This is a genomic window from Microvirga sp. KLBC 81, assembly GCF_003075415.1.
GTDB lineage: Bacteria > Pseudomonadota > Alphaproteobacteria > Rhizobiales > Beijerinckiaceae > Microvirga.
On the sequence record NZ_QDAH01000006.1, the window covers coordinates 70,524 to 96,957 of the forward strand.

Genomic DNA, 26,434 nt, shown 5'->3' on the forward strand with positions numbered 1-26,434 from the left:
AGACGGTCGCTGCGCGACCTCCTCAGGATGAGGGCGGAGGGTCTTAAAACGGGATGGCCGGGACAAGCCCGGCCATGACGAAGGATGGCCGAAACGGACCTTCCCAACATCCGCCGTTGCCCCCTGAGGCGGGCGGGTGCTATAGCCCGCCGATCAGATTTCCAAGGGGTATGACCATTCATGTCGGTCGATGAGAAAACGGTCCGCCGCATCGCCCATCTGGCGCGTATTGCCGTGACGGATGAGGAGGTGCCTCACCTCCAGGGCGAGCTCAACGCGATTCTCTCCTTCGTCGAGCAACTCAACGAAGTGAACGTGGACGGCGTGGAGCCCATGACTTCCGTGACGCCCATGATCATGAAGAAGCGCCAGGACGGCGTGACCGATGGCGGCCATCCTGAGAAGATCGTCCAGAACGCCCCCGCCACGGAAGACAACTTCTTCCTGGTGCCGAAAGTGGTTGAATAAGGCCTCAGCCTTTTTCAACCATCCCCGGGCGAGGCAAGCGACACGCGGCCCGGGGATCTCCCGCAGAATAAGGCGTGGATGGCCGGGACAAGCCCGGCCATGACGTTGGAACAGAGATCAAGTCCCGTGACCGAACTGACCCATCTCACGATTGCCGAAGCCCGTGAGGGCCTGAAGGCCAAGACCTTCTCCGCCACCGAGCTCGCGCAGGCCCATATCGCCGCCGTCGAGAAGGCGAGGGCGCTGAACGCCTATGTGCTCGAGACGCCCGAGAAGGCGCTCGCCATGGCCAAGGCCTCCGACGAGAAGATCGCCAAGGGCGAGGCTCGCCCGATGGAAGGCATCCCGCTCGGCATCAAGGACCTGTTCTGCACGGAAGGCGTGGTTTCCACCGCTGCCTCCAGGATCCTCGGCAACTTCAACCCGCCTTACGAGTCCACCGTCACCCAGAACCTCTGGAACGACGGCGCCGTCATGCTCGGCAAGCTCAACATGGACGAGTTCGCCATGGGCTCCTCCAACGAGACCAGTGCCTTCGGTCCGGTCGTGTCGCCCTGGCGCCGCGAGGGCTCGAATGTGAGTGCTGGCGCTTCGGGCCAGATCGAGGGCAAGCATCTCGTCCCCGGCGGCTCGTCCGGCGGTTCGGCGGCGGCTGTGGCCGCGCACCTCTGCCTGGGCGCGACCGCGACCGACACCGGCGGCTCGATCCGCCAGCCGGCGGCCTTCACGGGCACCGTAGGCATCAAGCCGACCTATGGCCGCGTTTCCCGCTGGGGCACGGTCGCCTTCGCCTCGTCTCTCGACCAGGCCGGCCCCATCACCCGCACGGTACGCGACGCCGCCATCATGCTGCGCTCCATGTCCGGGCCCGATGCCAAGGACACGACCTGCGTCGACTTAGCCGTTCCGGATTACGAGGCTGCCGTCACGCGCGGCGTCAAGGGGTTGAAGATCGGCATTCCGAAGGAATACCGCGTCGATGGCATGTCATCCGAGATCGAGCAGCTCTGGCACCAGGGTGCGGAATGGCTGCGCGCCGCCGGCGCCGAGATCGTCGAGGTCTCCCTGCCTCACACCAAGTATGCGCTGCCGGCCTATTACATCGTGGCCCCGGCCGAGGCCTCATCGAACCTCGCCCGTTATGACGGCGTGCGCTACGGCCTGCGCGAGAACGGCAAGGACATCGTCGATCTCTACGAGAAGACCCGCGCCGCCGGTTTCGGTCGCGAGGTCAAGCGCCGCATCATGATCGGCACCTATGTGCTCTCGGCGGGCTATTACGACGCCTATTATGTCCGCGCCCAGAAGATCCGAACGCTGATCAAGCGCGACTTCGAGGAGGTCTATGCGCAGGGCGTTCATGCGATCCTGACGCCCGCCACGCCGTCGGCTGCCTTCGGCATCGGCGAGAAGGGCTCCGGCGATCCGGTGGAGATGTACCTCAACGACATCTTTACAGTAACCGTGAACATGGCGGGCCTTCCGGGTCTCGCCGTTCCGGCTGGCCTGGACTCGCAGGGCCTGCCGCTCGGCCTCCAGCTCATCGGCCGCGCCTTCGACGAGGAAACCCTCTTCGCCGTCGGTCAGGTGATCGAAGACGCTGCCGGACGCATCAAGCTGCCGCAGCCCTGGTGGGCTTAAATCAAGTGGGTCCAACGGTTCCCGTCGTTCATCTCTGGGACTGGCTGCCCGCAGCCTTCGATCCGGTTCTGATCATTGTTGCCGTGCTGCTCGGCTGGAAGGCCGATCAGTTCGGCAAGATCCTGATCGCCGCCATCGCGGCGCTCGGCTTGTCGATCCTCTTGTCGTACGTGATCAGCCTCATCGGCATTCCGTGGATCGCGCCGGTGCGCGCCGACGCGCTGACGCTGTTTCCCGTACGTTTCATCGCAGCGCTTCTCTGGGCCGGTGGTGCTTATGCGGCGCGCCGTGTGGCGAAGCGTTGATGATCGTGCATTCTTAAACGACGAAGGCCGCGACGACGTCGCGGCCTTTGTTCTGAAGGGGAGGCGGCGCGGATGATCTCCGCGCCGCTTTTTCTTCTAGATGAAGAGGAAGTGGTTTGCATTGAGTATGGTCTTGTCGACATTGACCAGCTTGATGCTGTTGTTTGCGCCTAGATCAATGACCGTATCCGTTCCCGACATCGTGGTGCGGGCTATCAGCTCCTCGAAGGTGCTGAGGGAAAGACCGTTCACGTTCTTGGCGATGGAAATGACCTCGCCCAGAGTCGCCATGTCGAAGTCCGTAACCGTGTCGGTGCCGTTTGATGCTCCGAAGTCGAAACGATCCACACCCGTGCCGCCGCTGAGTATGTCGTGGCCAGCCCCACCCCACAGGGTATCATTGCCTGAGCCACCGTTCAGCGTGTCGTTGTGATATCCGCCATCGAGCTTGTCGTTGCCGGATGTTCCCGTCCAGATGAGTCCCGTCACGTGGTCGGGGCTCGAATAATTCGCAGTGATGATGTCGTTCGCGGGTTTCCATTGGGTGGTATAGTCGAGTTCGGAGACCCCCGCCGCTGTCATTTCCTGCTTGGATGCATAGGGATAGTAGCTCCAGAGGAAGGAGCCGCCGAGCCAGCGCCCGCCGTAGTTTTCCATCACCTTGTACAGGGCCGTGTAGGCATCCGCCTGCTCCTGGTAATCGACGGTGCCGCTGCCGCCATGAAGACCCGGATCCTTGTTGGCTCCGTCCATGCTGCGGTAGCCGACTTCGGTGAAGATGACCTGCTTGCCGTATTGATCGGAGAGAGCCTTATAGTACTCGATGGCCGATTTGCCTTGGTACAAGGTATCCCGAATCCAGCTGTTGAAATGCGGTTGAATCCAGGCATCCACCATCTGATCGACAGTCGGTGTGTTGCTGGTTGAAAGCGGAATATAGGGATTGACGCCAATGTTATCGACAGCGTCCCAAAAACCGACCTTGGTCACTTCCTCATAGGTCGAGGAATAGGTGACCTGGCCCGAAAAGACGCTGCGCACGGCAGAGATGATATCCACCCATTTCTGGGTGTAGGTCATCCCATCGCTGCAGACCTTGGTGGGGTCCGTCATGCTCTTCATCTCGGTGCCGACACAGATCATGGATGCACCAGCGGCCTGAGCGACCTTGGCGTATTCCACCATCATGGCCTTGTAGCTGGCGAACCAAGCTTTGGGATCGGTGGGTGCGATGTCGGCGCGCCAGACGCGGTTGTCAGTCTCGAGATGCGGCTTGAGAACCACCTTCAGACCACGTGCCGTCGCATCGAGAACAGCTTGCCGGACCTGAGCGAAGGTGTCGCTTTCACTCAACCAGGGCTTCGTTGGATCTGTGCTCAGATTGATGAGCTTCACCTCATTGCTGTATTGGTTCGCCATGAAGAAATTCGGCACGAGAGTGACGGTGTTGGCGCCGGTGGCTTTCACCTGATCCATGGCGGAAAGGCCGCCTGTCGTTTGGAAGTTGCCACCCCAATAAGAGGGTAGAGTCGTGCCCTCCCAGGTGAAGATGGATTCTCCGGTGCCGCCACCCCCGCCAGGAGGGGGCGCAGGGTCGAACTTGAACCAGTTTGCCTGAGGCGCCGTGCTATTGGCCAACGTAATCGTCGTGCCGTCGCCGAGACCGATGACGTAATTCAAGCCCGATGAGGCGATTTGCAATTGTTCGATGCCGGTAATTCCCGTACCGGTGAGGTCGATGAGATCACCCTGCATCGCGTCGAAATCGGTGATCGTGTCCTGACCGCCCGCCTTCGCGAAGCGGAAGAGATCCGCACCTGCGCCTCCGGTCAGCACGTCATTGCCGGTGCCGCCACCGATAGTATCGTTGCCCGCGCCACCGACGATCGTGTCATTGCCGGCCTGCCCCTGCAACAGGTTGGCACCATCGTTACCCATCATATGGTTGGCGAGTTCATTGCCCGTGCCGGACAGGTTCGCGGAGCCTGTGAGAGCGAGGTTCTCGACATTGGCGCCGAGCGTGTAGTCAAGCGCCGTCTGAACAGTGTCGTTGCCGTCACCGGCATATTCGCGAACGATGTCAGTGGCGCTGCGCACGATGTAGACGTCGTCGCCTGCGCCGCCTGCCAGCGTGTCGATGGCGCCGGTTACATTCGATCCACCATCGAGAGTGTCATTCCCGCCGCCGGCCTGGAGCAGATTACTCCCCGCATTGCCGATCATCACGTTATTGAGGCTGTTGCCGGTGCCGTTGAGATTTGCCGTGCCTGTGAGCGTCAGATTCTCGATGTTCGAGCCGAGCGACAAGGATACGGAGGACTGTACCGTATCGATGCCTTCGCTGGCGAGTTCGGAGATGGAATCGCGCGTGGTATCGACGATGTAAGTGTCGTTGCCCGTGCCGCCCGCCATAATGTCTGAGCCGGCACCGCCATCGAGCAGATCGTCGCCCGCACCACCATTGAGACGGTCCGTGTTATCGCCGCCGAAAAGCGTGTCATTGCCGCCGGCGCCGTTGAGGGTGTCGCCGCCGGTGCCTCCCGTAAGGGTATCGGAACCGTCCGTGCCGTTGATCAGGACGCCTGACACCTTGGAGGTGGAGCGCGCCGTCGTCGCGCTCTTGGTGAGGGTCATTGTCGCCATATAGGCGTCCTTCTCGACCGAGACGGTGCTGTACCTCTTTACCGGCAGAAGGGTCTTGGTACCCGCAAGGTCACCTTTGGCTTTCTCAGCCCAGGTGTGAATGGCAAAGACAGAGGAGAGCTTCTTTTTCCTGGTCGACACGGGAGTATCTCGCTGAAGGCCTGATCCGAAAATCGGGGCAATTGCAATCATGCATGAAGCTCGGCCGAGATGGCTGTCTGATTCATGCAATGCTATAAAGTTATATCATAGCGAACTTGAATCCTAGTTGGTGGTAATTGCATCAGTGCAAAAAATGCAGCCGGACTTTGCGCGGTGAGCGTGTTCTCAGGTCTGGGAAATGCCTGTTCGGTCGAGGCTTTGGGTGGTCGTATTCCTTTATGCTGGTCAAAAGAAGAGGGCCTGACCAAGTCAGGCCCTTGTGATGCAGCGTACGCCGGATGCGAGATCACTGCTGCGGGGAAGCCGGGGCCGATGCCCTAGGTTTCTGCAAGTCCTGCGCCGGATCCTGCCGGGTTCCCCAGCGCTGCTGCGATATCTGCGAGCGTCGCCTTTTCAGCGTCGCTCACCGCTACGCCGCCGAAGCCGAGGAAGCCGCCTTCCTTGCCCGCTTCCGCGGATTTTCGCGCCACACTCCAAATCCAGGATTTGAAGGCCGCTGCCTCGTCGGGCGCCTTGGCGTCGAGCAGGCTCGAGATCGCGGTCAATTCCTCGATGGCCTTGCGCTTGATGTCGGCGAACTGGCTGCCCTTGAACTGCGCCTGAAAGGAATGGCGCACGGCATCCCGCGTGTCCGCATTCGAGATGTCGTCAGCCACCGCCTTCACGAGAGGGTTCGCCTGCGCGTCCTGCTTGGCTTCGAGAAGTGCCCAGCCGCTCGACATGGATTCCTGGAGCAGGCTCCAGAGCCCGCCGGGGTCCGCGGCGGTAATCGCCATACTGGCCACTACCGGGCTTGCAACGAGACGGGACCATTCCTCGGGGGTGAAGCTCGATTTGCTTGCCATCGCTATGCTCCTGATGCGGTGCCTTGGGGGGTCGACAGGCGTAACCGCTCAAGCTTCGGCTTTGTTCCTAGCGCATCGTGCTTAAAAAGTGGCCCCGGTTTTCACTGACGTGGACCTCCGGTTCCGCTTTCAATGATGCGCGGCTCTATGGAGGGAGCATCGGATGAATCCCGAAAGTGCAAATCCACTTTTGGTCCGAGGCTCTAGCTGGGCAGGGCTTTGAGCCAAAAGAAAAGGGCCTGACCGGGGTCAGGCCCTTGTGACGCAGCATTACGCTGGACGCGAGATTACTGCTGCGGGGAAGCTGGGGCCGACGGAGAGGCCGGGGCCGGCGAAGCAGGTGCCGGGGTGGTCGGAGTGGCCGGAGCCGTGGACGAACCGCCCGTGGCGCCCGTGCCGCTCGAGCCCGTGGCCGGCGAAGAGCTTTCCGTCTGCGTGCCGGTGCTGCCGGTCGTGCTGGGCTCGTTGCCGCCATCATAGAAAAGGAAAGCCAGCAGGCCCAGGGCGATAACAAGACCGCCGATCACGTAAGCAAGAGTATTGGAACCGCGACGGTCCGTATCGTAGACGTTGGTCTCACGATTGTAGACGTTCGGTTCGCGATCCATGGGATCCATAGCCATTTTTAAGCTCCTTGACCGTTTTACCTCCCGTTCAACGCCTGATATTGGATGCGGTTTCATGCCAGCGTGGCAATTATCTTAAGTCCCTGTACATAAATCATAATTAATCTTAGCCTTATGAGGCGCTAATCTGAACGTCTGTTCATCTCGAAAGGGGTTGACCCGATTTCGCGTCGCTCTTACTCCGGGCAGGAAACACAAGCGCATCGTGCGGAAAAGTGGACCCGGTTTTCCGCGTCACATGATGCGCTCGTTAATGGAAGCAAGCATCGGACCGATCCCAAAAGTGGAATCCACTTTTCACGTCCGATGCTTTAGAGATAAAGGCGCACGGCTTATGAACGCTCCGGTCAATCCTAAGAAGCTCATCAAAGGCGCGACAGGCGATTGGGAAATCGTCATCGGTATGGAGATCCACGCCCAGGTGACGAGCCAGGCCAAGCTGTTCTCCGGCGCCTCGACGGCTTTCGGCGGCGATCCGAACAGCCATGTCTCTCTCGTGGATGCGGCCATGCCCGGCATGCTGCCCGTCATCAACGAGGAATGCGTCCGCCAGGCGATCCGCACGGGCCTCGGCCTCAAGGCGCAGATCAACCTGAAGAGCACCTTCGATCGCAAGAACTATTTCTATCCGGACCTTCCGCAGGGCTACCAGATCAGCCAGTACAAAAGCCCCATCGTGGGCGAGGGCGAGGTGACCGTGGACGTGCCGGAAACGGCTGAGACGATCACGGTGCGCATCGAGCGCCTGCACCTTGAACAGGACGCGGGCAAGTCGATCCATGACCTGCACCCCACCATGAGCTTCGTCGATCTCAACCGCTCCGGCGTGGCGCTCATGGAAATCGTGTCGAAGCCGGACCTGCGTTCGGCTGACGAGGCGCGCGCCTATGTCACCAAGCTGCGCACGATCCTGCGCTATCTCGGCACCTGCGACGGCGACATGGACAAGGGCAATCTGCGCGCCGACGTGAACGTGTCCGTCCGCCGTCCCGGCGAGGAGTTCGGCACCCGCTGCGAGATCAAGAACGTCAACTCCATCCGCTTCATCGGCCAGGCGATCGAGTATGAGGCGCGTCGCCAGATCGCTATCCTTGAGGATGGCGGCGTAATCGAGCAGGAGACCCGCCTCTACGATCCGGGCAAGGGCGAAACCCGCTCCATGCGCTCGAAGGAAGAGGCGCACGATTACCGCTACTTCCCCGATCCGGACCTGTTGCCGCTCGAATTCGACCAGGCTTACGTGGACGATCTCGCCCAGCACCTGCCGGAACTGCCGGACGAGAAGAAGGCCCGCTTCATGAGCGATTACGGCCTCTCGTCCTACGACGCCGGCGTGCTGGTGGCTGAGCGGGCTTCCGCCGACTTCTTCGAGGAAGTCGCGAAGGGCCGCGATGGCAAGGCCGCCGCGAACTGGATCATCAACGAATTGTTCGGCCGCCTGAACAAGGAAGGCAAGGATATCACGGGATCGCCGGTCTCCGCTCAGCAGCTCGGCGCCATCATCGAGCTCATCGGCGAGAACGTGATCTCCGGCAAGATCGCCAAGGACCTGTTCGAGATCGTCTTCACCGAAGGCGGTGATCCGCGTGAGATCGTGGAAAAGCGCGGCATGAAGCAGGTGACCGATACCGGCGCCATTGAGAAGGCCATCGACGAGGTCATCGCGGCCAATCCGGACAAGGTCGAGCAGGCGAAAGCCAAGCCCACGCTGCTCGGCTGGTTCGTCGGCCAGGTGATGAAGCAGACCGGCGGCAAGGCCAACCCGCAGGCCGTCAACGAGATCCTGAAGTCCAAGCTCGGGATCGAGTGATCGTGAGCGAGGCGTTCAAAATCGCTGACAACGCTCTTGTCCTGCGCATCGCGGAAGATCGCGATGCGCAGGATCTCTTCGGGCTTCTGTCCCTCTGCTTCGCCGACTATCCCGGCTGCTTCATCGATCCCCACGACGACCTGAGGGATCTTCGTGCGCCGGGATCGCCTCGACAGAATGATGGCGTTCTATGGGTGACGGAGGACGAGAGCGGACGCATCCGCGCCTGCGTCTCCGTTGATTTTCCCGGAGCCGCTACGGCGGAGCTTCACCGCCTTTATGTGCGCCCCGACCAACGCGGCCGAGGCCTCGGCTCGTCGCTGGTCCGCGCCGTTGAGCGCCACGCTCGCGAGAAGGGTGCGACGTGCATGTTCTTCTGGTCCGACACGCGCTTCACCGATGCGCACCGGCTCTACAAGAAGCTGGGCTACACGCAGACGGACCGGCGGCGCGACCTCGGTGACATCTCGAACTCGTCGGAATATCACTTCGAGAAGGATCTCTGAGGCGAGGGCTTCTCACTCTCGTCATGGCCGGGCTTGTCCCGGCCATCTCGTTTTTAAGACCCTCAGTCCTCATCCTGAGGCAAGAGCGACAGAGATCACCGGCACAAGGCCGGTGATGACATGGAGGGAGCGATTTCACGGAATCTCGTAAACCGAGAACTCGTTGTTGATCCCTCGAAGCGTCGTTTTCTGCAGGGTCGGGTGCAGGCCTTGCGTTTCGATGATCTCAAGAGCTTCAGGGTTCTCGATCACGGTTCCGGTTGCATAAATCGAGCGTGAGTTCGCAAGGTTCTGGACCCTTGAGGCGATATTCACGGTCTGCCCGAAATAGTCCTGCCGCTCGTTGAGCACGACGGCAAGACATGGGCCCTCGTGAATGCCGATCTTGAGCAGAAGGTCCTCATGTCCACGCTGCTCGTTCAGCGTGCGCATGGCCTCTCGCATTCTGAGCGCAGCGGAGACGGCGTGATCCGGCGTCGGGAAGGTCGCCATCACGGCGTCGCCGATGGTCTTCACCACGGCCCCGGCCTCGGAGGCTACGATCTCATTCAGCACGCGGAAATGCTCACGCACCAGATCGTAGGCCACGAGGTCTCCGACACGTTCGTAGAGCTCTGTCGAGCCCTTGAGGTCGGTGAAGAGGAAGGTGAGGCTCGTAATCTTCAGTCGCTGATCGATATCGAGCGTTTCCGTGCGGTAGAGGTCCCGGAATGTCTGGTTCGTCAAAAGGCGCTTGGCAGTGAGGAAGGGGCGACGATGCTCCATCAAGTGATGCAGGGCATCGTTGGCGAGCCACACAGCCGGAAGCGTGCGCCTCTTGGTGTGATTCTCGAGCAGGAGGCGGACGGGGCCGGGGCGCAGCTCCACCGTGTCGTTCTCGGCAGGCTGCTCCGTCAGGATCAGCGACAGATTCTGGCGCTCGCGAGTGGGTTCGCCTTTAACCTCGACGAACTGGGTGGCATGGGTCACAGGATCGAAGACGATCACGAATGCCGGGGGGAGCTGCAGGGACAGGATGACCCGCTCTCCGGGAGGAAGCTCGACGGAATCGAGCATGACTTCCTCGAGTTGTTTTTCGAAATCCTCCGGCAGATCGACACCCGAACTCCAGAAGATCTGGCGTAAGTATTCCGGCATCGGAAGCTTGTCGGGCTCATGCGCCGCGATCTTGCGCACCCGCGGGCTGACCGTGAAGGTCACCTCGACCATTTCATCGAGGGTGGGTTCGTATCCGGCAGCGCAGAGAGCGCAGCTGTATTCCTCTTTCTTCAAGGACTTCAGGCTTGCGCCTGCATCCATCACCCCGCCGCATCCCGGGCACAGGACGTTCCAGGACAACTCGAAAAGGCCCAGCCGCGCAGCGTGCAGGAAGGCGGCAATGGTGCTCTCCTCGTCGAGATGATGTTTCGCGGCAAAAGCCAGGACATTGATGCGGTTCAGTTCATGATCCGGTGCGTCGTGGATCAGGTGCTCGATGGCATCGACGGCGTCGGGATCTGCCGTCTGGCGCAATATTGTGAGGAGTTTCTGAGCTTCACTCATGGTCCGACCTCCTTCGAGGTTCAGGTACGCCTTGAGTCTTGAGCATCGATGCTACGATATGCGTTGGGCACGCTTGCATGATGCCATTCTATACGCTTTCAGAATAGCACTTCACGGGCTCAAAGGCTTGCAAAACAAGGATTTGAGCGCGCAATCGTGCAGCAGAAACGGACGAGGAGGCAAATTGATGGCGCGGACAAGGCTTTTACGTTTCTGCCACGCCGTATTCTTCCGCGTAACGGTTCGCAACCCGTGTCTGCCATAGACACAGAACCGGGGTGACGATGAGCTCAAGAACCAAGCCTCCCATCATGAAGAACGAAGGCAGGCCGGTGAGCACGAGGCCGATCAGGCGGCCCAAGCCGCCGATGACGACGAGCAGTGTCAGGAACCGGAAGCGGTTTGTCTTGTCCTCGATGCCGGGCAGCGTGCTCCAGAAGCACAGCCCGATGCCGAGCAGGAGGCCGGACATGAAGCGGAAATGGCTCTCCGCCGAGATGCTCACCGCATCGCCCGTGAGGGCCTGCCCGAAAAGGACGCCATAGAGCCCCGTTGCCACGGGAATGGTGGCCACGATGGCAATCGTCTGCTGCAACAGCTTCCGCTCGCGATCCATGCTGGGCATAACTGGTCCTCCCTTGGAATTCTGCTCCTTCCGGTTCGAGACGCAATCCTTTAGCTTGGCCTCACGAAACTTGCTCACAGGAGCCGATGGTGCCCGCGCGTTTTGAACTTCATGGAATTGCCCTGTCGGGCCCCACCTACAAGGTCGGCCTGATGCTGTCTCTGGCTGGGGAGGCCTTCGACTACGTGCATGTGCCTCTGCGCGAGGGTGCTCACAAGCAGCCGGCTTACCTTGCCAAGCAGCGCTACGGTCAGGTGCCGCTGCTGGCCGACCGAAACAACGGGCGGCATCTGTGCCAGTCGGCGGCCATCCTGGAATATCTCGCGGATACGCTCGGCAAGTTCGGGGGCGCTACCCTCGAAGAGCGGCTGCAGGCACGCGAGTGGCTCTACTGGGATTTCGACCGTCTCGCTCCATCCGTCTATCGCACGCGCGGCGTCAAGCGCGGCTTCCGTCAGGCCGGGCCTGAGATCCTGGAGATGTACGCCGCCGAGGCCGCATCAGCTCTCAAGGTGCTCGACCGGCATTTGGCGGGTCGCAACTGGATTGTCGGGGAGGGCGTCACGATTGCCGATATCGACATCTTCGGCGTGCTGGCTTTCGCAGGCGAGGCGGAGATCGATCTTGCTCCCTACATTCACCTCAGCGCCTGGCTGAGGCGCATGGAAGCTCTGCCGGGATTGAAACTCCCGCAGAACCTTTTGCCGATGGAATCCCGGGTCGCCGCATGAGCGCCCTGGAGTTTCGCGAGGCAAGGGCGGAGGACCTGGAGGCAATCATCCGCCTCCATGAGGAGGATGAACTCGGTACACACGGAGACGTTTGGTCGCCGGAGACCAAGCCTGCCTACGAGGCCGCTTTCGCTGCCATCGCCAAAAGCTCCGAGAACATGCTGTTCGTGGCGGTGGACGGCGATGAGGTCATCGGCACGTTCCAGCTCACCTTCATCCCGAACCTCACCGGGCGCGGGGCGCTTCGCGTGAAGGTGGAGAGCGTGAAGGTGAAGGCCGCGCGCCGCTCCGGCGGCATCGGTGCGAAGATGATGGCCCATGCGGAAAGCGTGGCCCGCGCCCGTGGCGCAGCCATGCTCGAACTCACCTCCAACAAGGCCCGCAAGGACGCCCACCGCTTCTACGAGCGGCTGGGCTTTTCACGCTCTCACGAGGGCTTCAAGAAGAAGCTGTGAGAACAACGCTGGGTGCGGCGTATTCTGCCCGAGCCCTTTCGTCATGGCCGCGCTCGTTGCGGCCACCCACGTCTTTGAACCTCTGCAGTCTCAAGACGTGGATTTCCGGGACAAGCCCGGGGATGACGAGGCAGTCAATTGATAAAGTTCAAGCCCTCGTGCCGCCCTTGAGCCGCGTGTTGCAGGCACTCCAGAACTTTGGCCACTTCATGCCGGGCTCGATCTTTTTAGCGGCCCTGGCTTCCTTCCATTCGGCGCTGCACTTGGTCATGCGCTCGCGGGCTGCGATCTGGGCCGCAGTCGGCTCCTTCTTCGGCTTCGTCTCAACGGCCTGGGCACTGCCGACAATGGCAAGGGCCATGGTCGCGGCGAGTGCCGTGCTGACAATACGGTTCATCATGAGATCCCCCATAGACGCATTCAACTTGCGCTCGATTTATTTCATATGAAACAATAGAACATGCAAGTGCGGGTGGTCAGCCATGCGCTCTATCCACCGCAAACCACGGGCCTTGAGGGTGCGAGACCGCGCTCGATACCCTAACTTCTGCTCATCAACCTGTGTCGTTACACAAGGAGAGGCGTGTCATGGCGGCTTCCGCCCAACAACCGATCGATCTTTATTACTGGCCGACCCCGAACGGGTGGAAGATCACCATCATGCTCGAGGAATGCGGGCTGCCCTATGCAATCCACCCGGTGAATATCGGCAAGGGCGACCAGTTCAAGCCTGAGTTCTTAGGCATCTCGCCCAACAACAAGATGCCGGCCATCGTCGACCATCAGGGGCCGGACGGGCGGCCCATCTCCGTGTTCGAGTCCGGCGCGATCCTGCAATATCTCGGCCGAAAGACGGGCAAGTTCTATCCTCAGGACGAGCGCGGACGCGTCGAGGTGGAGCAATGGCTGTTCTGGCAGATGGGCGGCTTCGGCCCCATGCTCGGCCAGGCACACCATTTCCGCATCTACGCACCGGAGAAGGTGCCTTACGCCATCGAGCGCTACACCAACGAGACCAACCGTCTCTATGGCGTGCTGAACAAGCGTCTGGCGGACCGGGAATACGTGGCGGGCGAGTATTCCATCGCCGATATGTCCATCGCCCCCTGGGCCAAGCTCTGGGAGCGCCAGGGCCAGAACATCGAGGATTTCCCGCACGTGAAGCGCTGGCTCAATGCTGTGCTTGAGCGTCCGGCGGTGCAGCGCGCCCTTGAGGTTGGGGCTGAGGATCGCACCAAGACCGATCTGACGGACCCCGCCGTTCAGGCCGTGCTGTTCGGTCAGAGGGCGCGGTAGCAGAAGGCAAATGCGTAGAGGGTGGCCCGGAAGCCGGGCCGCTATTTCTTTTTTGTGGAGGCTGCCTGCGTCTTTGAGCATTTGGACGCATCAAATTTGCTAAGGGCATTTTCGGTTTTCAGGACCGCGACATGGGCGTTGTCGGCAACATGCGGGTCGCAGGCAGGGAAGTATTCTTTGGCAGCAGCGGAGATCTCGACAAGAACATCCTTCACCCTGCATTGAAACCTGATGTTGGTCGTCTCCTCCTCCAAGGTCATTCGAACGCGGAGGCGTTCAATCTGCATTATCTCACTCATGGCATTTTCCCAGCGCTTCTGGGTGGCTACGGAACACTCGGCTCGAGCGGTGCCAATGCCGGTCACGATAAATGCAAGCGCCAAGAGAGGCCTAAACATGAGGGAAGCTCCAGTAATCTCTTCGAAGCTTCGTTATCACGTAGCTTTGCATGCGTCGAGCGATGAAGGCATTTAAGCCTAGCCGCAGTAGCTCAGGTTCCCCTCAGCTGCTGCAGTGGCCAGAAAGCTCAATTCAATTCAGCTTAGCCCAGGTCTGCGACCGGCAGATGAGGCCGCCCAGGACGCAGCCGGAGAGCTGCATGGACTTGCCCTCGAAGGTCATCTTGCCCGTATAGATCTTGCCATCCTTGTAATTGTAGAGCTGACCGGTGAAGCCGTTGCCGGAAGGCTGGATGTTCGAAATCATCTGGACTCCGACAAGGCTGCGACCCCTCAAGTTGGCGTCCGGATTGTTCACGTCCTTGGCATCGCCCTGGATGGAAATAATGGTTCCGCAATAGACCTGCCCGCATTTGGCGATGCGCACCCGGGTTTCGCCGCTCTCGCTGAGGTAGGTTCCACTCGGGTCCAGAGCTTGGGCGTAGGCAGCCCCCGTCAGAAGAAAAAGTGCGAGGGCGGCAAGGGGTAGAGACTTCATGATTTTCCCTCCAAGTCGGTCTTCACTGGACCGATCAGGGGAAGAGACTAGGGGAAGCGGCCCAGCTTTCCAACCGGAGCAGGAGCATCGCGCGAAGAAGCGGATGTCGGTTCTTCGGCAAGAGCGATGCTCAATCAGGTGCCCAGGAAGCAGATTTTGCCCCAGCGAAACCCGCCTCCCTGTCTTTACGATATCCTTCGCAATCGCGAAAAGGCGCTTGAGGGGGAGGGGCCTCGCCGCTATAAGCGCCGGACTTTCCCGATTTCTTCTCTTAAAAGGATGACCTGTCATGGCCATCGAGCGTACTTTCTCCATCATCAAGCCCGACGCAACCGAGCGTAACCTGACCGGCGCCATCAACGCCGTCATCGAGAACGCCGGCCTGCGCATCGTCGCCCAGAAGCGCATTATCATGTCCCGCCGCGAGGCCGAGACCTTCTACGCGGTCCACAAGGAGCGTCCGTTCTTCGGTGAGCTCGTGGACTTCATGATTTCCGGCCCGGTCGTCGTGCAGGTTCTCGAAGGCGATAACGCCGTTCTCCGCTACCGCGAGATCATGGGCGCCACGAACCCGGAGAGCGCCGCCGAGGGCACCATCCGCAAGCTCTACGCCAAGTCCATCGGCGAGAACTCGGTCCACGGCTCCGACAGCATCGAGAACGCCAAGATCGAGATCGCCCAGTTCTTCTCGGGCAACGAGATCGTCGGCTAAGCCTTCTTCGGCTTTCCGAGCAAAATGATCAGGCCGCCTTCAGGGCGGCCTTTTCTTTGGCCTCCTGCTCCGTCATCATGCGCCTGCCATGAACCAAGCTCCTCGCATCGACCGCCGCGCCTCGATCTGTCCGCACGATTGTCCCTCTGCCTGCTCCCTCGACGTGGAGGTGATCGACGGCAAGAGCATTGGGCGTGTGCACGGGGCCAAGACCAACAGCTACACGGCGGGCGTCATCTGCGCGAAGGTGGCGCGCTATGCCGAGCGCATTCACCATCCGGACCGGCTGCTCTATCCGCTGAAGCGGACGGGCCCGAAGGGATCGGGCCAGTTCGAACGGATTTCATGGGATGAGGCGCTCGATACCGTCGCGAAGGCCTTCCTGAAGGCGGAAGCCGAGTTCGGCTCAGAGTCCGTCTGGCCCTACTACTACGCGGGCACCATGGGCCTCGTGATGCGCGACGGCATCAACCGCCTGCGCCATGTGAAGAAATATTCCGGCCAGTATTCCACCATCTGCACGCCCATGGGCTGGACCGGCTATGTGGCCGGCACGGGCAAGCTCGCAGGCTCCGACCCGCGCGAGATGGCGGTCTCCGATTGCGTGGTGATCTGGGGCACGAACCCGGTCCACACCCAGGTCAATGTGATGACTCATGCCATGCGCGCCCGGAAGGAGCGCGGGGCCAAAATCGTCGCCATCGACATCTACATGAACGCCACCATGAAGCAGGCCGACATGGCGCTTCTGGTGAAGCCGGGCACCGACGGCGCGCTCGCCTGCGCGGTGATGCATGTTCTCTTCCGCAATTCCTACGCGGATTGGGATTATCTGGAGCGCTACACCGATCACCCTCGCGAATTGGAAGCACATCTCAAGACCCGTGATCCCGTCTGGGCCTCGGACATCACTGGCCTGTCGGTCGAGGAGATCGAGGCTTTCGCAAAGCTCGTCGGCGAGACCAAGCGCACCTTCTTCCGCCTCGGATACGGCTTCGGCCGCCAGCGCAACGGCGCGGTCAACATGCATGCGGCTGCCTGCATTCCGGCGGTGACCGGTGCCTGGCAATACGAAGGCGGCGGCGCGTTCCATTCGAACAGCGGCATCTTCAAGTGGAACAAGGCGCTGATCGAAGGTCATGAGGCCATCGACGGCTCGATCCGTCAGCTCGACCAGTCGCAGATCGGCCGGGTGCTCACCGGCGACGCTGATGCGCTCTATAATGGTCCGCCGATCAAGGCGATGCTGATCCAGAATACCAATCCGGTCACCGTTGCGCCGGAGCAGGAGCTGGTGAAGCAGGGCTTCGCGCGTGAGGATCTGTTCGTCTGCGTGCACGAGCAGTTCATGACCGAGACGGCGATGATGGCCGATATCGTGCTGCCCGCGACCATGTTCATGGAGCACGACGATCTGTATTCCGGCGGCGGACACCAACATTTCCAGATCGGCCCGAAGCTCATCGATCCGCCCGGCGAATGCTGGTCGAACCACGAGGTGACACGCGCACTCGCCAAGCGCCTGGGAGCCGAGCATCGTGGCTTCGACATGGAGCCACGCGAGATCATCGATTGGACCCTGCGTAATTCCGGCTGGGGCAGCATCGAGGAGTTGGAGCTTGCGGTCCATAAGGATGTGCAGCCGCCCTTCGAGGAGGCGCATTATCTGAAAGGCTTCGGCTATCCGGACGGCAAGTTTCGGTTCAAGCCCGATTGGACGTCGGTCCCGTCCTACAACAACGGGCCGATGGGGCCTTACGCCAACATGCCCGCGCTGCCTGACCACTGGGCGGTCATCGAAGATGCGACGTGCGATTATCCCTTCCGTCTCGCCACGAGCCCGGCCCGCAGCTTCCTGAATACCTCATTCACCGAGACGCCGGGCTCGGTTGCCAAGGAGGGCAGGCCCGAGGTGATGCTCCATCCGCTCGATGCGGAGCGGCAGGGTATTGCCGACGGCGACTGGGTGAAGCTCAGGAACCATCGCGGCGAGGTGTTCCTGCGAGCGCGTCTGTTCGATGGCGTGCGTCGTGGCGTGCTGATCGCGGAAGGCATCTGGCCCAACAAGGCGCATCCTCTGGGCCGCGGCATCAACACGCTCACCGGTGGCGATCAGGTGGCGCCCTATGGCGGGGCTGCCTTCCACGACAACCGGGTGGCGCTTGAAAGGGTCGGTGCGGATCTGGAGGTCGAGACACCTGTCGTCACTGTTCGTGAAAGGACTGAGCCGGTTGCCGGCTAAGAACGAAATACAGCCCTCACCCTGAGGAGCGAAGCGTCTCGAAGGGCGAGGGCGTCTCCAGCGCGCAACTGGATCCTCCTTCGAGACGCAGACGCAGTCTGCTCCTCAGGATGAGGTTGAGGCTGCGGAAGCCGGTGAGACCTTCTTAAGCCTATTTTCGCGTAAGCCTTGAACCGAAACGGCCAAGGCTGTTCTTAAGCTCCGACATGAACATTGTTCCCTGGGGAGCTTTCCATGATTTCGACCTTCCGCGCGCTGCTGACGGCTGCGGCCATCAGCAGCAGCGCCACGGCAGCCTTTGCCGCGGCTTCCAGCACGCCCACGATGTACGAGCCCGATCCGGCTCTCAAGACCGCCAGCGTTTCCGAGCTGCGCGAGCGCGTGAGCCAAGCCTGCGCCATCATTCAGGCCAAGCTGCAGGGCGTCACAGAGATTTCCTTGAGCAAGAAGTGCGATTGCTATGCGGGCCGCACCATGCGCGCCCTGAGTGCCGATGAGGTGCGGGCTTACCGCGATACGGGCGTGTTCAACGAAGCCGCCCGCGAAAAGGCGCTCTCGGCCATCGATGCGTGCAAGCTGCAGCGTCCGCAGCTGTAAGCAATCACCCATGTCATCACCGGCCTGGTGCCGGTGATCTCGATGATGAGAAGCGCAGCGCCCTACGGATCGGGATGGCCGGGACAAGCCCGGCCATGACGAGGGAGGGTCGGTCAAACAGGCGAGCGCAGGGCGCCCTTGCCGTCCCAGCTTCGAGAGAACACGACGCGTCCGCCTTCGAGACGGGCGCTGCCGTCACAGACCATGCGCAGGGCCTGCGGATAGAGAAGGTGCTCCTGCACGAGAATGCGCGCGGCGAGGCTCTCTTCCGTGTCGCCGGGGAGCACCGGCACGGCGGCCTGGGCGATGATGGGGCCGGCATCGAGTTCCGGCACCACGAAATGCACCGTGCAGCCATGGATGAGCACGCCTTCTGCAATCGCGCGGCGATGGGTGTGCACGCCGCGGAACAGGGGCAGGAGGGAAGGGTGGATGTTGATCATCTTTCCGGCCCAGCGCTCCACGAACCAGTCGGTGAGCACGCGCATGAAGCCGGCCAAGCAGATGAACTCGATGCGGTGTTCGCTCAGCACCGCATCCATGGCCTGCTCGAAATCCTCACGGGTGGGGTGAGACTTGTGATCGATGACGGCCGTCGCGATACCCGCAGCCCGAGCGCGCTCGAGCCCGGCCGCATCGGGGCGGTTCGAGAGAACGAGGGCGATCTCGGCCGGGAAGCCGGGCGCGGATGCGGCCTCGATCAGCGAGACCATGTTGGACCCGCGCCCGGAAATCAGAACGGCAACGCGGCGGGCCATCAGAGCTTCAGTGACCCTGCGGTCTGCACGCGCTCGCCGCCCGCATGGGCGATGGTCTCGCCGATGCGGACCGGGTTCTCATCCGCCTGACGAAGGCGCTCGATGACCGCGTCTGCCTTGTCGGCACTCGCCACCACGATCATGCCGATGCCGCAGTTGAAGGTGCGCAGCATCTCGGCTTCCGCCACGCCGCCGGCACGGCTCAGCCAGCCGAACACGGGCGGGACGGGGATAGCGTTCAGATCGAGCCGCACGCCGACGCCGTCGGGCAACACGCGCGGAATATTGTCGGGGAAGCCGCCGCCGGTGATGTGGCAGAGGGCGTTGATCCCGTCGCCGCCCTTCAGGACCTGGAGGAGGGCCTTCACGTAGATCCGGGTCGGCTCGAGCAGGGCTTGGGCCAGCGTCCTGTCGGAAGCGAACGGAGCCGGTGCATTCCAGGAGAGACCAGAGTGATCCACGATCCGGCGCACGAGCGAGAAGCCGTTGGAATGAACGCCCGACGAGGGCAGGCCGATGAGCACGTCACCCACCTTCACGTCTTTGGGCAGAAGCGTGCCCCGTTCGGCTGCGCCCACCGCGAAGCCCGCGAGATCGTAGTCGCCCTTGGCGTAGAGGCCCGGCATCTCGGCCGTCTCGCCGCCGATGAGCGCGCAGCCTGCCTGGAGGCAGCCCTCGGCGATGCCCTTCACGATATGGACGCCTACCTCGGGTGAGAGCTTTCCGGTCGCGAAATAATCGAGGAAGAAGAGGGGCTCCGCGCCCTGAACGATGATATCGTTCACGCACATGGCCACGAGATCGATGCCAATCGTGTCGTGAATGCCGGTGTCGATGGCGATCTTCACCTTGGTGCCTACGCCGTCATTGGCGGCCACCAGGATCGGGTCCTTGAAGCCGGCTGCCTTGAGATCGAAGAGGCCACCGAAACCGCCGATCTCCGCGTCCGCCCCGGGGCGGCGCGTGGACCGCACCAAGGGTTTGATCTGGTCGACCATGGCATTGCCCGCGTCGATATCGACGCCCGCTTGGGCATAGGTCAGGCCGTTCGTCTGCTTCTCGGTCATGGGCACACCCCGTGTTGGGGTGGGGAGTAAGGCTAGAGAGGGCGGGAGGCAAGGGGTTTCAGCTTTTCTACAAACGACAGTGACATCGTCATCCCCGGAACAAGCCCGGCCATGACGGAAGGAGACCGTGTAAGATATTTCCTTTCCTTAACTCCAAACATTGAACTTATCCCCCCGACCCGGCATCATCGTTGCACGATGACCATCCCGAACCTCATCACCATTGCCCGGCTCATCATGGTCCCCATCGTGATCGTCATGATCATGCAGCAACGATGGGCGGCGGCCTTCATTCTGTTCGTGGTGGCAGGCGTCTCGGACGCGGTCGACGGGTTCATTGCCCGGCATTTCAACATGAAAAGCGAGTTCGGGGCCTATATCGATCCTCTGGCCGACAAGTCGCTGCTGGTATCGATCTATGTGTCCCTGGCGGTGGTGGGGGCGATCCCGAGCTGGCTTGCTATCGTCGTGGTGTCGCGGGATGCCATGATCGTGTCGGCCGTGCTCCTGTCCTGGGTCATGAGCCGCCCGGTCGAGATCAAGCCGATCCTCGTAAGCAAGCTGAATACGGGCGCGCAGATCGGCTTTGCGGCCTTCGCGCTTGCCGCCAACGCCTATGGGGTCGAATTGGGAGGGCTTGAGGATATCGTGATGCTGGCTGTCGCCACCTTGACCGTAGCTTCCGCAGGTGCCTATCTCGGCGGCTGGCTGCGGCACATGGCAGGCTGAAGGCTCTCACCGTTTCGGGCTATGGAGTACCAATGACGATCCAACGGCAGATCGGGTTCTGGATTGCAGCGCTGGTCGTGGCAGTGTTTCTGCTCTTCGTCCTTCGCGGCATTCTTCTGCCGTTCGTGGCGGGCTTTGCTCTGGCCTATCTGCTCGATCCTCTGGCGGATCGGCTGCAAAAGATCGGGATCGGGCGGTTGGGCGCGAGCCTTCTCATCCTGGTACTCTTCGTCCTCGTCTTCATCATTACCCTCATGATCCTGGTGCCGTTCGCGGTGCAGCAGGTCGGCGCCTTCGTGGAGCGGGTTCCGAGCTACGTGGCAAGGCTCCAGGAACTCGCCAGCGAGCAGTTGAGGCCTCTTCTCCTGCGGCTTGGGGCGAACGGTTCCCTACCGGAAATGCAGACCTCCGTCGGCAACCTGATCAGCCAAGGCCTTGCTTGGATCGCCACCTTCCTGCAGGGGCTGTGGTCCGGTGGGCAGGCATTGCTCAGCATTTTCTCCCTGCTCGTGGTGACGCCGGTGGTCGCTTTCTACATGCTGGTCGACTGGGATCGCATGGTGAAGACGGTCGATTCCTGGATGCCGGTTCGCCAGCGGGACACGATCCGCGCCATCGCCCGTGACATCGACCGGGCCATTGCGGGTTTCGTGCGCGGGCAGGCTCTGGTGTGCATCATTCTGGGCACCTTCTATGCGGTGGGCCTTGCCGTCATCGGCCTGAACTTCGGCGCCCTCATCGGCATGACCGCGGGCCTCTTGAGCTTCATCCCCTATGTGGGCTCGCTCACCGGCCTCATTCTCTCCATGGGTGTCGCCATCGTGCAGTTCTGGCCCGACTGGACCATGATCCTGGCAACCCTCGGCATCTTCGTGTTCGGTCAGTTCGTGGAAGGCAACATCCTCTCGCCCAAGCTGGTGGGCGACTCGGTGGGCCTCCACCCGGTCTGGCTCATGTTCGCACTGCTCGCCTTCGGTGCGCTTTTCGGATTCGTCGGGCTGCTGCTCGCCGTGCCGCTCGCCGCCGCCATGGGCGTGATCGCGCGTTTTGCATTGAGCCAGTACCTGGCGAGCCCGCTCTATCGCGGCCCGGGCGGCCCGGTGATCATCCACCCGAAGGTCGAGGATAAGGTCGATCTCGATGCGTGATGCGCCCAAGCAGCTGGCCTTCGATCTGCCCCTCGATCCGCGCTTCGGGGCGGAGGATTTCCTCGTCAGTCCTTCCAACGAACAGGCCTATGGCCTCATCGAAAGCTGGCCGGACTGGCCGGATACGATCCTCCTGCTGATCGGCCCGCCAGGCAGCGGCAAGAGTCATCTCGCCTCCATCTGGGCGACGAACGCCCACGCCTGGACCATCGATGCGTCCGAGATCACGCACGACAAGGTTCCGCATCTTGTCTCCAACGGGGCCCTTGCCATCGAGGACATGGATGGGGCCGAGCGGGACGAAGCGGCCCTGTTCCATCTGCTCAATCTGGCGCGGGAGAAAAAGGCCTATCTTCTGATCACCAGCGAGACGCCGCCGGACCGCTGGGGGCTGAAGACGCCGGATCTGCTCTCGCGCCTGCGGCTTGCTCCGAGCGTGACGCTCGACGCGCCGGACGACGCCCTGCTCAAGGCCGTTCTGGTCAAGCTCTTCGTCGACAGGCAACTCGTGGTCGACACTTCCGTTGTCGACTATATTTCGCTTCGGATCGAGCGATCTCTGGCCAAGGCTTCGGAACTGGTGGCGCTTCTCGACAAGGAGGCGCTCAGCCGGGGCCGTCGTGTGTCGCGGGCCATCGCGGCCGAGATCCTCGGAGCCTCGCAGGAAACGGATGAAATCGAGTGAAGCCTGATCCCACCGCATTGTCGTCGAACCTTCGTGAAACTGTCACGAAGCCCAGAGCAAAACGGACGCCGAAGAAGGAAACGGCGGAGGTCGAAGTGCGTAATACGATGGCCTTAAGGGACGTGGAGATTGTCAGCGAGGCCCCCTTGCCGAAGGCCCCGCCGGATATCGAGCTCGACGGCGCGGTGCTGCGCCAGTTTCCGCAGCGCTTCATCAATCGCGAGCTGTCTTGGCTGCAGTTCAATCACCGGGTGCTCGAAGAGGCCAACAACCGCAACCATCCGCTGCTGGAGAAGTTGCGTTTCCTCTCCATCTCGGCGGAGAACCTTGACGAGTTCTTCATGGTCCGCGTCGCGGGCCTGCGCGGACAGGTGCGCTCCGGCGTCTCCACCATCTCGCAGGACGGGCTCTCGCCTCAGGAACAGCTGGCGAAGATTTCCGTCGAGGTGTCGAATCTTGCTTCCGACCAGCAGCGCCGCTGGGGCGAGCTTCGGGAGAGGCTGCAGGAGGAGGGCATCGTTCTCGTGGAGGGCGCGGGCCTGACGAAGCCTGAGGCCTCCTGGCTCGAGGATTACTTCCTCAACCACATCTTCCCGGTTCTCACGCCGCTCGCCATCGACCCGGCGCATCCGTTCCCGTTCATTCCGAACCTCGGCTCGTCCATCGCGCTCAAGCTCGTGCGTCAGAGCGACGGCAAGGTGCTGAACGCGCTGATCCGCCTGCCATCGCGCGCCGAGCGCTTCATCCGCCTGCCGGATTTCTCCGAGACGGGATCCGCTCGCTTCATCGCGCTCGAACAGATGATCGTGCTCTACACGAGCCGCCTGTTCCCAGGCTACGAGGTGCAGGGGCAGGGCGCTTTCCGGGTCATTCGTGACTCCGATATCGAAGTGGAAGAAGAGGCCGAGGATCTGGTGCGCCTGTTCGAGACCGCCCTCAAGCAGCGCCGTCGCGGCAGCGTGATCCGCCTCGAAGTCGAGGCCGCAATGCCGGAGGATCTGCGCCTCTTCGTGGCCGAGGAGATGGAGGTTTCCAGCGACGAGGTGTTCGTCGTCGAGGGCATGATGGGCCTGCGCGATCTCTCGCAGCTCGTTGCGCTCGAACGCCCCGATCTCAAGTTCAAGCCTTACAATCCACGCTTCCCCGAGCGCATCCGCGAACACAGCGGCGATTGCTTCGCTGCCATCCGCGAGAAGGACATCATCGTCCATCACCCCTATGAATCCTTCGACGCGGTGGTGCAGTTCCTGCGTCAGGCGGCACGCGATCCGAACGTGGTCGCGATCAAGCAGACGCTCTATCGCACGTCGTCGGATTCACCCATCGTCGCTGCTCTTGCCGAGGCGGCGGAGGCGGGCAAGTCCGTCACAGCTCTCGTCGAGCTGAAGGCCCGCTTCGACGAAGAGGCGAATATCCGCTGGGCCCGCGACCTCGAACGCGCGGGCGCTCAGGTGGTGTTCGGCTTCATCGAGTTGAAGACCCACGCCAAGCTCTCCATGGTTGTGCGGCGCGAGGGCAGCCAGCTCATCACTTATTGCCATGTGGGCACGGGCAACTACCACCCGATCACGGCGCGCATCTATACGGACCTCTCGTTCTTCACCGCCGATCCCGTGATCGGCCGGGACGTGTCGCGCATCTTCAACTTCGTGACCGGCTATGCGGAGCCGGCGGAGCTGGAGCGCATGGCGGTTTCGCCGCTGACCTTGAGAAAGCGTCTTCTTCAGCACATTCAGGAGGAGATCGCTCATGCCAAAGCCGGGCGGCCCGGAGCGATCTGGGGCAAGTGCAACTCGCTGGTCGACGCCGATATCATCGACGCGCTCTATGATGCGAGTGCGGCGGGCGTGCAGATCGATCTCATCGTGCGTGGCATCTGCTGCCTCAGGCCCGGCATCAAGGGCCTGTCGGAAAACATCCGCGTGAAGTCCATCGTCGGACGTTTCCTGGAGCACACGCGCATCTATGCCTTCGGCAACGGCCATGGGCTGCCGAATCCCAAGGCGCATGTGTACATCTCCTCAGCCGACCTGATGACGCGCAATCTAGACCGACGCGTGGAGGCACTGCTGCCCATCATCAACCCCACCGTCCATCAGCAGGTGCTGGATCAGATCATGCTCGCCAATCTCCTCGACAACGAGCAGAGCTGGAATGTTCTGTCGGATGGCACGAGCCGGCGCATCGTTCCGGCCAAGGGCGAGGAACCCTTCAACGCTCACAAGTATTTCATGACGAACCCAAGTCTTTCCGGACGCGGAAAATCCCTCAAGACGTCGAGCCCCAAGGCGCTCGCAAAACGTGGGCAGCGCTGACATGCAGATCCTCGCCAGCGAAGCGCAAGGCAGGCTCAAGATCGGGCATCCGGTCGCCATCATCGATATCGGCTCGAACTCCGTGCGTCTCGTGGCTTACGAGGGCATGGCTCGCGCCCTGACGCCGATCTACAACGAGAAGGTTCTCTGCGGGCTCGGCCGTCATGTGGCGACGACAGGCCAGCTGGATGAGGAGGCGGTGGACCGGGCGCTGCGCGCACTCGCCCGATTCCGAGTGCTCTGCGACACGATGCAGGTGTCCGACGTGTTCGTGCTGGCCACCGCCGCCGCACGTGATGCCTCCAACGGCCCTGCCTTCCTGGAAGCAGCGGAAAAGGCCTGTGGCTGCCCCATCAGCCTGTTGTCGGGTGCGGAAGAGGCGCGGTTCTCGGCACTGGGCATCGTGGCTGGTTTCCACGAGCCGGATGGCATTGTGGGTGACATGGGTGGCGGCAGCCTGGAACTCGTGGATGTGAAGGGCGCGTCCGTGGGCAAGGGCATCACGATGCCGCTCGGCGGCTTGGCCCTTCAGGACATGAGTGGCGGCTCGCTCAAGAAGGCGCAGAAGATCGTGCGCACAGCCCTGGAGCGCGCTCCGGAGTATCTCGAAAACCTGCATGGACGCACCTTCTATGCGGTCGGCGGCACCTGGCGCGCGTTATCGCGTCTGCACCAGGCGGCCCGCGATTACCCACTCCATGTGATGCATGGCTATCTTCTCAACCCGGAAGATGGTCTCGACTTCCTGCACCTTGTGGAGGAGGCGGACGCCAAGACCCTGAAGGATATCGAGAGCGTCTCCGAGGCCCGCAGGCCGCTTTTGGCCTATGGCGCGATCGTGCTGGAAGAGATCATTCGGCTCGGTGAGCCGAAGGAGGTCGCCATCTCCGCCTTCGGCGTCCGTGAGGGCGTGCTCTACGACAAGCTCGATCCGGTTACGCAGAAGCGCGATCCGCTTCTTGCCGCTGCCAGCGACCTCAACCTGCTCCGGTCCCGTTCCCCGCGCCATGGCCAGGAACTCTGCGAGTGGACCGAAGCCTTCATGAAGAGCTTGGGCGTCACGGAAACCCAGACGGAAACCCGGTTGCGCCGTGCTGCCTGCCTGCTCGCCGATATCGGCTGGCGCGCTCATCCCGATTACCGGGGCGAGCAGAGCCTCAACCTCATCGCCTACGGCGCCTTCGCCGGCCTCGATCATCCGGGCCGCGCCTATCTCGCGCTCTCGATTTTCTTCCGCCACGAGGGCCTCTCGCCGGACAAGGTGGGCTCGCGCATCAAGTCTCTGGCAGGGCCGCGCTATCTGGAACGCGCGCGCCTGCTCGCGGCGCTCATGCGCGTCGCCTATCCGGTTTCGGTGTCGATGGAAGGTATCCTGCCGCACGCCCCCCTGCGGGTGCGGGGCGGCCAGGTGGTGCTGCAATTGCCGCCTCACCTGGAGGATCTCGCCAATGAGCGGCTCGTGGGCCGGGTCAGGTCGCTCGCCAAGCTCCTCAACATGGAGTCGGCGATCGAGATCGTGGGCTGAGCAGCTGCCGAGGGTTTGATTTTTCGATCACTCAGTGCAACCTTGCCGAAAGGTAAGATGAGCCC

General features: G+C 61.8%; 26 protein-coding genes. 16 read left to right on the plus strand and 10 right to left on the minus strand.

Features of this window, described 5'->3' with window-relative positions; translation table 11 throughout:
- Positions 1-180 precede the first annotated feature (180 nt).
- The 3 genes from gatC (at position 181) to DC522_RS06470 (ending at position 2,414) form a co-directional block, all read left to right on the plus strand.
- Positions 181-468: an Asp-tRNA(Asn)/Glu-tRNA(Gln) amidotransferase subunit GatC gene (gene gatC, locus DC522_RS06460; RefSeq protein ID WP_116527873.1), complete on the plus strand. Its 288-nt coding sequence runs from the start codon at positions 181-183 to the stop codon at positions 466-468.
- 126 nt (positions 469-594) lie between these two features.
- A complete protein-coding gene (gatA, locus tag DC522_RS06465) occupies positions 595-2,109 on the plus strand; it encodes an Asp-tRNA(Asn)/Glu-tRNA(Gln) amidotransferase subunit GatA (RefSeq protein ID WP_205769526.1) in 1,515 nt (504 codons plus the stop codon).
- Between the two features lie 5 nt (positions 2,110-2,114).
- Positions 2,115-2,414 carry a hypothetical protein gene (locus DC522_RS06470; protein WP_116527874.1) on the plus strand — a complete coding sequence of 100 codons (300 nt, stop codon included), beginning with the start codon at positions 2,115-2,117 and terminating at the stop codon, positions 2,412-2,414.
- A gap of 96 nt (positions 2,415-2,510) precedes the next feature.
- Here DC522_RS06470 and DC522_RS37075 read toward each other — a convergent pair whose 3' ends face one another.
- The 3 genes from DC522_RS37075 to DC522_RS06485 all read right to left on the minus strand — a co-directional run bounded on the left by DC522_RS37075 (position 2,511) and on the right by DC522_RS06485 (position 6,687).
- Entirely contained in the window at positions 2,511-5,198 is a 2,688-nt protein-coding gene (locus DC522_RS37075; RefSeq protein WP_165820067.1) for a hypothetical protein, read from the minus strand.
- Positions 5,199-5,536: 338 nt separating this feature from the next.
- Positions 5,537-6,064, minus strand: a complete 528-nt coding sequence (locus DC522_RS06480) for a hypothetical protein (RefSeq protein WP_116527876.1) — start codon at positions 6,062-6,064, stop codon at positions 5,537-5,539.
- 287 nt (positions 6,065-6,351) lie between these two features.
- The gene (locus tag DC522_RS06485; RefSeq protein ID WP_116527877.1) at positions 6,352-6,687 is read right to left on the minus strand and encodes a hypothetical protein; all 336 of its coding nucleotides are present in this window, start codon (positions 6,685-6,687) and stop codon (positions 6,352-6,354) included.
- A 337-nt stretch (positions 6,688-7,024) separates the two neighbouring features.
- On the opposite strand from DC522_RS06485, the gene gatB reads away from it, so the two are divergent.
- Together gatB and DC522_RS06495 are read left to right on the plus strand one after the other, a co-directional pair.
- The gene (gene gatB, locus DC522_RS06490) at positions 7,025-8,500 is read left to right on the plus strand and encodes an Asp-tRNA(Asn)/Glu-tRNA(Gln) amidotransferase subunit GatB (protein WP_116527878.1); all 1,476 of its coding nucleotides are present in this window, start codon (positions 7,025-7,027) and stop codon (positions 8,498-8,500) included.
- Between the two features lie 2 nt (positions 8,501-8,502).
- A complete protein-coding gene (locus DC522_RS06495) occupies positions 8,503-9,006 on the plus strand; it encodes a GNAT family N-acetyltransferase (protein WP_165820068.1) in 504 nt (167 codons plus the stop codon).
- A 135-nt stretch (positions 9,007-9,141) separates the two neighbouring features.
- Here the strand turns inward: DC522_RS06495 and DC522_RS06500 are convergent, their stop codons facing one another.
- Both DC522_RS06500 and DC522_RS06505 read right to left on the minus strand, forming a co-directional pair.
- Positions 9,142-10,548, minus strand: coding sequence for an adenylate/guanylate cyclase domain-containing protein (locus tag DC522_RS06500; RefSeq protein ID WP_116527880.1), 1,407 nt, complete (start codon positions 10,546-10,548; stop codon positions 9,142-9,144).
- Between the two features lie 205 nt (positions 10,549-10,753).
- Positions 10,754-11,164 (minus strand): DUF4345 domain-containing protein, encoded by a 411-nt coding sequence (locus tag DC522_RS06505; RefSeq protein ID WP_116527992.1) that lies wholly within the window; start codon positions 11,162-11,164, stop codon positions 10,754-10,756.
- Positions 11,165-11,259: 95 nt separating this feature from the next.
- On the opposite strand from DC522_RS06505, the gene DC522_RS06510 reads away from it, so the two are divergent.
- Both DC522_RS06510 and DC522_RS06515 read left to right on the plus strand, forming a co-directional pair.
- Entirely contained in the window at positions 11,260-11,904 is a 645-nt protein-coding gene (locus DC522_RS06510) for a glutathione S-transferase family protein (protein ID WP_116527881.1), read from the plus strand.
- Positions 11,901-12,359, plus strand: coding sequence for a GNAT family N-acetyltransferase (locus DC522_RS06515; protein WP_116527882.1), 459 nt, complete (start codon positions 11,901-11,903; stop codon positions 12,357-12,359). Before DC522_RS06510 ends, DC522_RS06515 begins: the two co-directional genes overlap by 4 nt.
- Before the next feature lie 148 nt (positions 12,360-12,507).
- Here DC522_RS06515 and DC522_RS06520 read toward each other — a convergent pair whose 3' ends face one another.
- Positions 12,508-12,759 (minus strand): hypothetical protein, encoded by a 252-nt coding sequence (locus tag DC522_RS06520; protein WP_133239244.1) that lies wholly within the window; start codon positions 12,757-12,759, stop codon positions 12,508-12,510.
- 188 nt (positions 12,760-12,947) lie between these two features.
- Here DC522_RS06520 and DC522_RS06525 point away from each other — a divergent pair, with 188 nt between their 5' ends.
- A complete protein-coding gene (locus tag DC522_RS06525; RefSeq protein WP_116527884.1) occupies positions 12,948-13,655 on the plus strand; it encodes a glutathione S-transferase N-terminal domain-containing protein in 708 nt (235 codons plus the stop codon).
- A gap of 41 nt (positions 13,656-13,696) precedes the next feature.
- Here the strand turns inward: DC522_RS06525 and DC522_RS06530 are convergent, their stop codons facing one another.
- Positions 13,697-14,053, minus strand: a complete 357-nt coding sequence (locus DC522_RS06530) for a hypothetical protein (protein WP_116527885.1) — start codon at positions 14,051-14,053, stop codon at positions 13,697-13,699.
- Between the two features lie 133 nt (positions 14,054-14,186).
- Entirely contained in the window at positions 14,187-14,591 is a 405-nt protein-coding gene (locus DC522_RS06535) for a DUF2147 domain-containing protein (protein WP_116527886.1), read from the minus strand.
- A 289-nt stretch (positions 14,592-14,880) separates the two neighbouring features.
- Here DC522_RS06535 and ndk point away from each other — a divergent pair, with 289 nt between their 5' ends.
- The 3 genes from ndk to DC522_RS06550 all read left to right on the plus strand — a co-directional run bounded on the left by ndk (position 14,881) and on the right by DC522_RS06550 (position 18,142).
- On the plus strand, positions 14,881-15,303 hold the full coding sequence (ndk, locus tag DC522_RS06540; protein WP_116527887.1) for a nucleoside-diphosphate kinase: 423 nt from the start codon (positions 14,881-14,883) through the stop codon (positions 15,301-15,303).
- Positions 15,304-15,391: 88 nt separating this feature from the next.
- Positions 15,392-17,545 carry a molybdopterin oxidoreductase family protein gene (locus DC522_RS06545; protein ID WP_116527888.1) on the plus strand — a complete coding sequence of 718 codons (2,154 nt, stop codon included), beginning with the start codon at positions 15,392-15,394 and terminating at the stop codon, positions 17,543-17,545.
- 234 nt (positions 17,546-17,779) lie between these two features.
- A complete protein-coding gene (locus DC522_RS06550) occupies positions 17,780-18,142 on the plus strand; it encodes a hypothetical protein (protein WP_116527889.1) in 363 nt (120 codons plus the stop codon).
- Positions 18,143-18,255: 113 nt separating this feature from the next.
- Here DC522_RS06550 and purN read toward each other — a convergent pair whose 3' ends face one another.
- Positions 18,256-18,900, minus strand: a complete 645-nt coding sequence (gene purN, locus DC522_RS06555) for a phosphoribosylglycinamide formyltransferase (protein ID WP_116527890.1) — start codon at positions 18,898-18,900, stop codon at positions 18,256-18,258.
- Positions 18,900-19,967 (minus strand): phosphoribosylformylglycinamidine cyclo-ligase, encoded by a 1,068-nt coding sequence (gene purM / locus DC522_RS06560; protein ID WP_116527891.1) that lies wholly within the window; start codon positions 19,965-19,967, stop codon positions 18,900-18,902. Before purM ends, purN begins: the two co-directional genes overlap by 1 nt.
- Positions 19,968-20,165: 198 nt before the next feature.
- Here purM and DC522_RS06565 point away from each other — a divergent pair, with 198 nt between their 5' ends.
- The 5 genes from DC522_RS06565 (at position 20,166) to ppx (ending at position 26,369) form a co-directional block, all read left to right on the plus strand.
- Complete coding sequence (locus tag DC522_RS06565) at positions 20,166-20,696, plus strand: CDP-alcohol phosphatidyltransferase family protein (RefSeq protein WP_116527892.1); 531 nt, start codon at positions 20,166-20,168, stop codon at positions 20,694-20,696.
- Positions 20,697-20,728: 32 nt separating this feature from the next.
- Entirely contained in the window at positions 20,729-21,844 is a 1,116-nt protein-coding gene (locus tag DC522_RS06570; protein WP_116527893.1) for an AI-2E family transporter, read from the plus strand.
- Positions 21,837-22,529 carry a DnaA ATPase domain-containing protein gene (locus tag DC522_RS06575; RefSeq protein ID WP_116527894.1) on the plus strand — a complete coding sequence of 231 codons (693 nt, stop codon included), beginning with the start codon at positions 21,837-21,839 and terminating at the stop codon, positions 22,527-22,529. Before DC522_RS06570 ends, DC522_RS06575 begins: the two co-directional genes overlap by 8 nt.
- A 107-nt stretch (positions 22,530-22,636) precedes the next feature.
- The gene (locus DC522_RS06580) at positions 22,637-24,844 is read left to right on the plus strand and encodes an RNA degradosome polyphosphate kinase (protein ID WP_371679036.1); all 2,208 of its coding nucleotides are present in this window, start codon (positions 22,637-22,639) and stop codon (positions 24,842-24,844) included.
- Between the two features lies 1 nt (position 24,845).
- Positions 24,846-26,369: an exopolyphosphatase gene (gene ppx / locus DC522_RS06585; RefSeq protein WP_116527895.1), complete on the plus strand. Its 1,524-nt coding sequence runs from the start codon at positions 24,846-24,848 to the stop codon at positions 26,367-26,369.
- Positions 26,370-26,434 lie beyond the last annotated feature (65 nt).

Excerpts from the sequence above, each read along its gene's own strand:
- gatC (WP_116527873.1), top strand. The coding sequence starts at position 181 with ATGTCGGTCGATGAGAAAACGGTCCGCCGCATCGCCCATCTGGCGCGT.
- DC522_RS06480 (WP_116527876.1), bottom strand. The coding sequence starts at position 6,064 with ATGGCAAGCAAATCGAGCTTCACCCCCGAGGAATGGTCCCGTCTCGTT.
- DC522_RS06485 (WP_116527877.1), bottom strand. The coding sequence starts at position 6,687 with ATGGCTATGGATCCCATGGATCGCGAACCGAACGTCTACAATCGTGAG.
- gatB (WP_116527878.1), top strand. The coding sequence starts at position 7,025 with ATGAACGCTCCGGTCAATCCTAAGAAGCTCATCAAAGGCGCGACAGGC.
- DC522_RS06500 (WP_116527880.1), bottom strand. The coding sequence starts at position 10,548 with ATGAGTGAAGCTCAGAAACTCCTCACAATATTGCGCCAGACGGCAGAT.
- DC522_RS06505 (WP_116527992.1), bottom strand. The coding sequence starts at position 11,164 with ATGGATCGCGAGCGGAAGCTGTTGCAGCAGACGATTGCCATCGTGGCC.
- DC522_RS06510 (WP_116527881.1), top strand. The coding sequence starts at position 11,260 with ATGGTGCCCGCGCGTTTTGAACTTCATGGAATTGCCCTGTCGGGCCCC.
- DC522_RS06515 (WP_116527882.1), top strand. The coding sequence starts at position 11,901 with ATGAGCGCCCTGGAGTTTCGCGAGGCAAGGGCGGAGGACCTGGAGGCA.
- DC522_RS06520 (WP_133239244.1), bottom strand. The coding sequence starts at position 12,759 with ATGATGAACCGTATTGTCAGCACGGCACTCGCCGCGACCATGGCCCTT.
- DC522_RS06525 (WP_116527884.1), top strand. The coding sequence starts at position 12,948 with ATGGCGGCTTCCGCCCAACAACCGATCGATCTTTATTACTGGCCGACC.
- DC522_RS06530 (WP_116527885.1), bottom strand. The coding sequence starts at position 14,053 with ATGTTTAGGCCTCTCTTGGCGCTTGCATTTATCGTGACCGGCATTGGC.
- DC522_RS06535 (WP_116527886.1), bottom strand. The coding sequence starts at position 14,591 with ATGAAGTCTCTACCCCTTGCCGCCCTCGCACTTTTTCTTCTGACGGGG.
- ndk (WP_116527887.1), top strand. The coding sequence starts at position 14,881 with ATGGCCATCGAGCGTACTTTCTCCATCATCAAGCCCGACGCAACCGAG.
- DC522_RS06545 (WP_116527888.1), top strand. The coding sequence starts at position 15,392 with ATGAACCAAGCTCCTCGCATCGACCGCCGCGCCTCGATCTGTCCGCAC.
- DC522_RS06550 (WP_116527889.1), top strand. The coding sequence starts at position 17,780 with ATGATTTCGACCTTCCGCGCGCTGCTGACGGCTGCGGCCATCAGCAGC.
- purN (WP_116527890.1), bottom strand. The coding sequence starts at position 18,900 with ATGGCCCGCCGCGTTGCCGTTCTGATTTCCGGGCGCGGGTCCAACATG.
- purM (WP_116527891.1), bottom strand. The coding sequence starts at position 19,967 with ATGACCGAGAAGCAGACGAACGGCCTGACCTATGCCCAAGCGGGCGTC.
- DC522_RS06565 (WP_116527892.1), top strand. The coding sequence starts at position 20,166 with ATGACCATCCCGAACCTCATCACCATTGCCCGGCTCATCATGGTCCCC.
- DC522_RS06570 (WP_116527893.1), top strand. The coding sequence starts at position 20,729 with ATGACGATCCAACGGCAGATCGGGTTCTGGATTGCAGCGCTGGTCGTG.
- DC522_RS06575 (WP_116527894.1), top strand. The coding sequence starts at position 21,837 with ATGCGTGATGCGCCCAAGCAGCTGGCCTTCGATCTGCCCCTCGATCCG.
- DC522_RS06580 (WP_371679036.1), top strand. The coding sequence starts at position 22,637 with ATGGCCTTAAGGGACGTGGAGATTGTCAGCGAGGCCCCCTTGCCGAAG.
- ppx (WP_116527895.1), top strand. The coding sequence starts at position 24,846 with ATGCAGATCCTCGCCAGCGAAGCGCAAGGCAGGCTCAAGATCGGGCAT.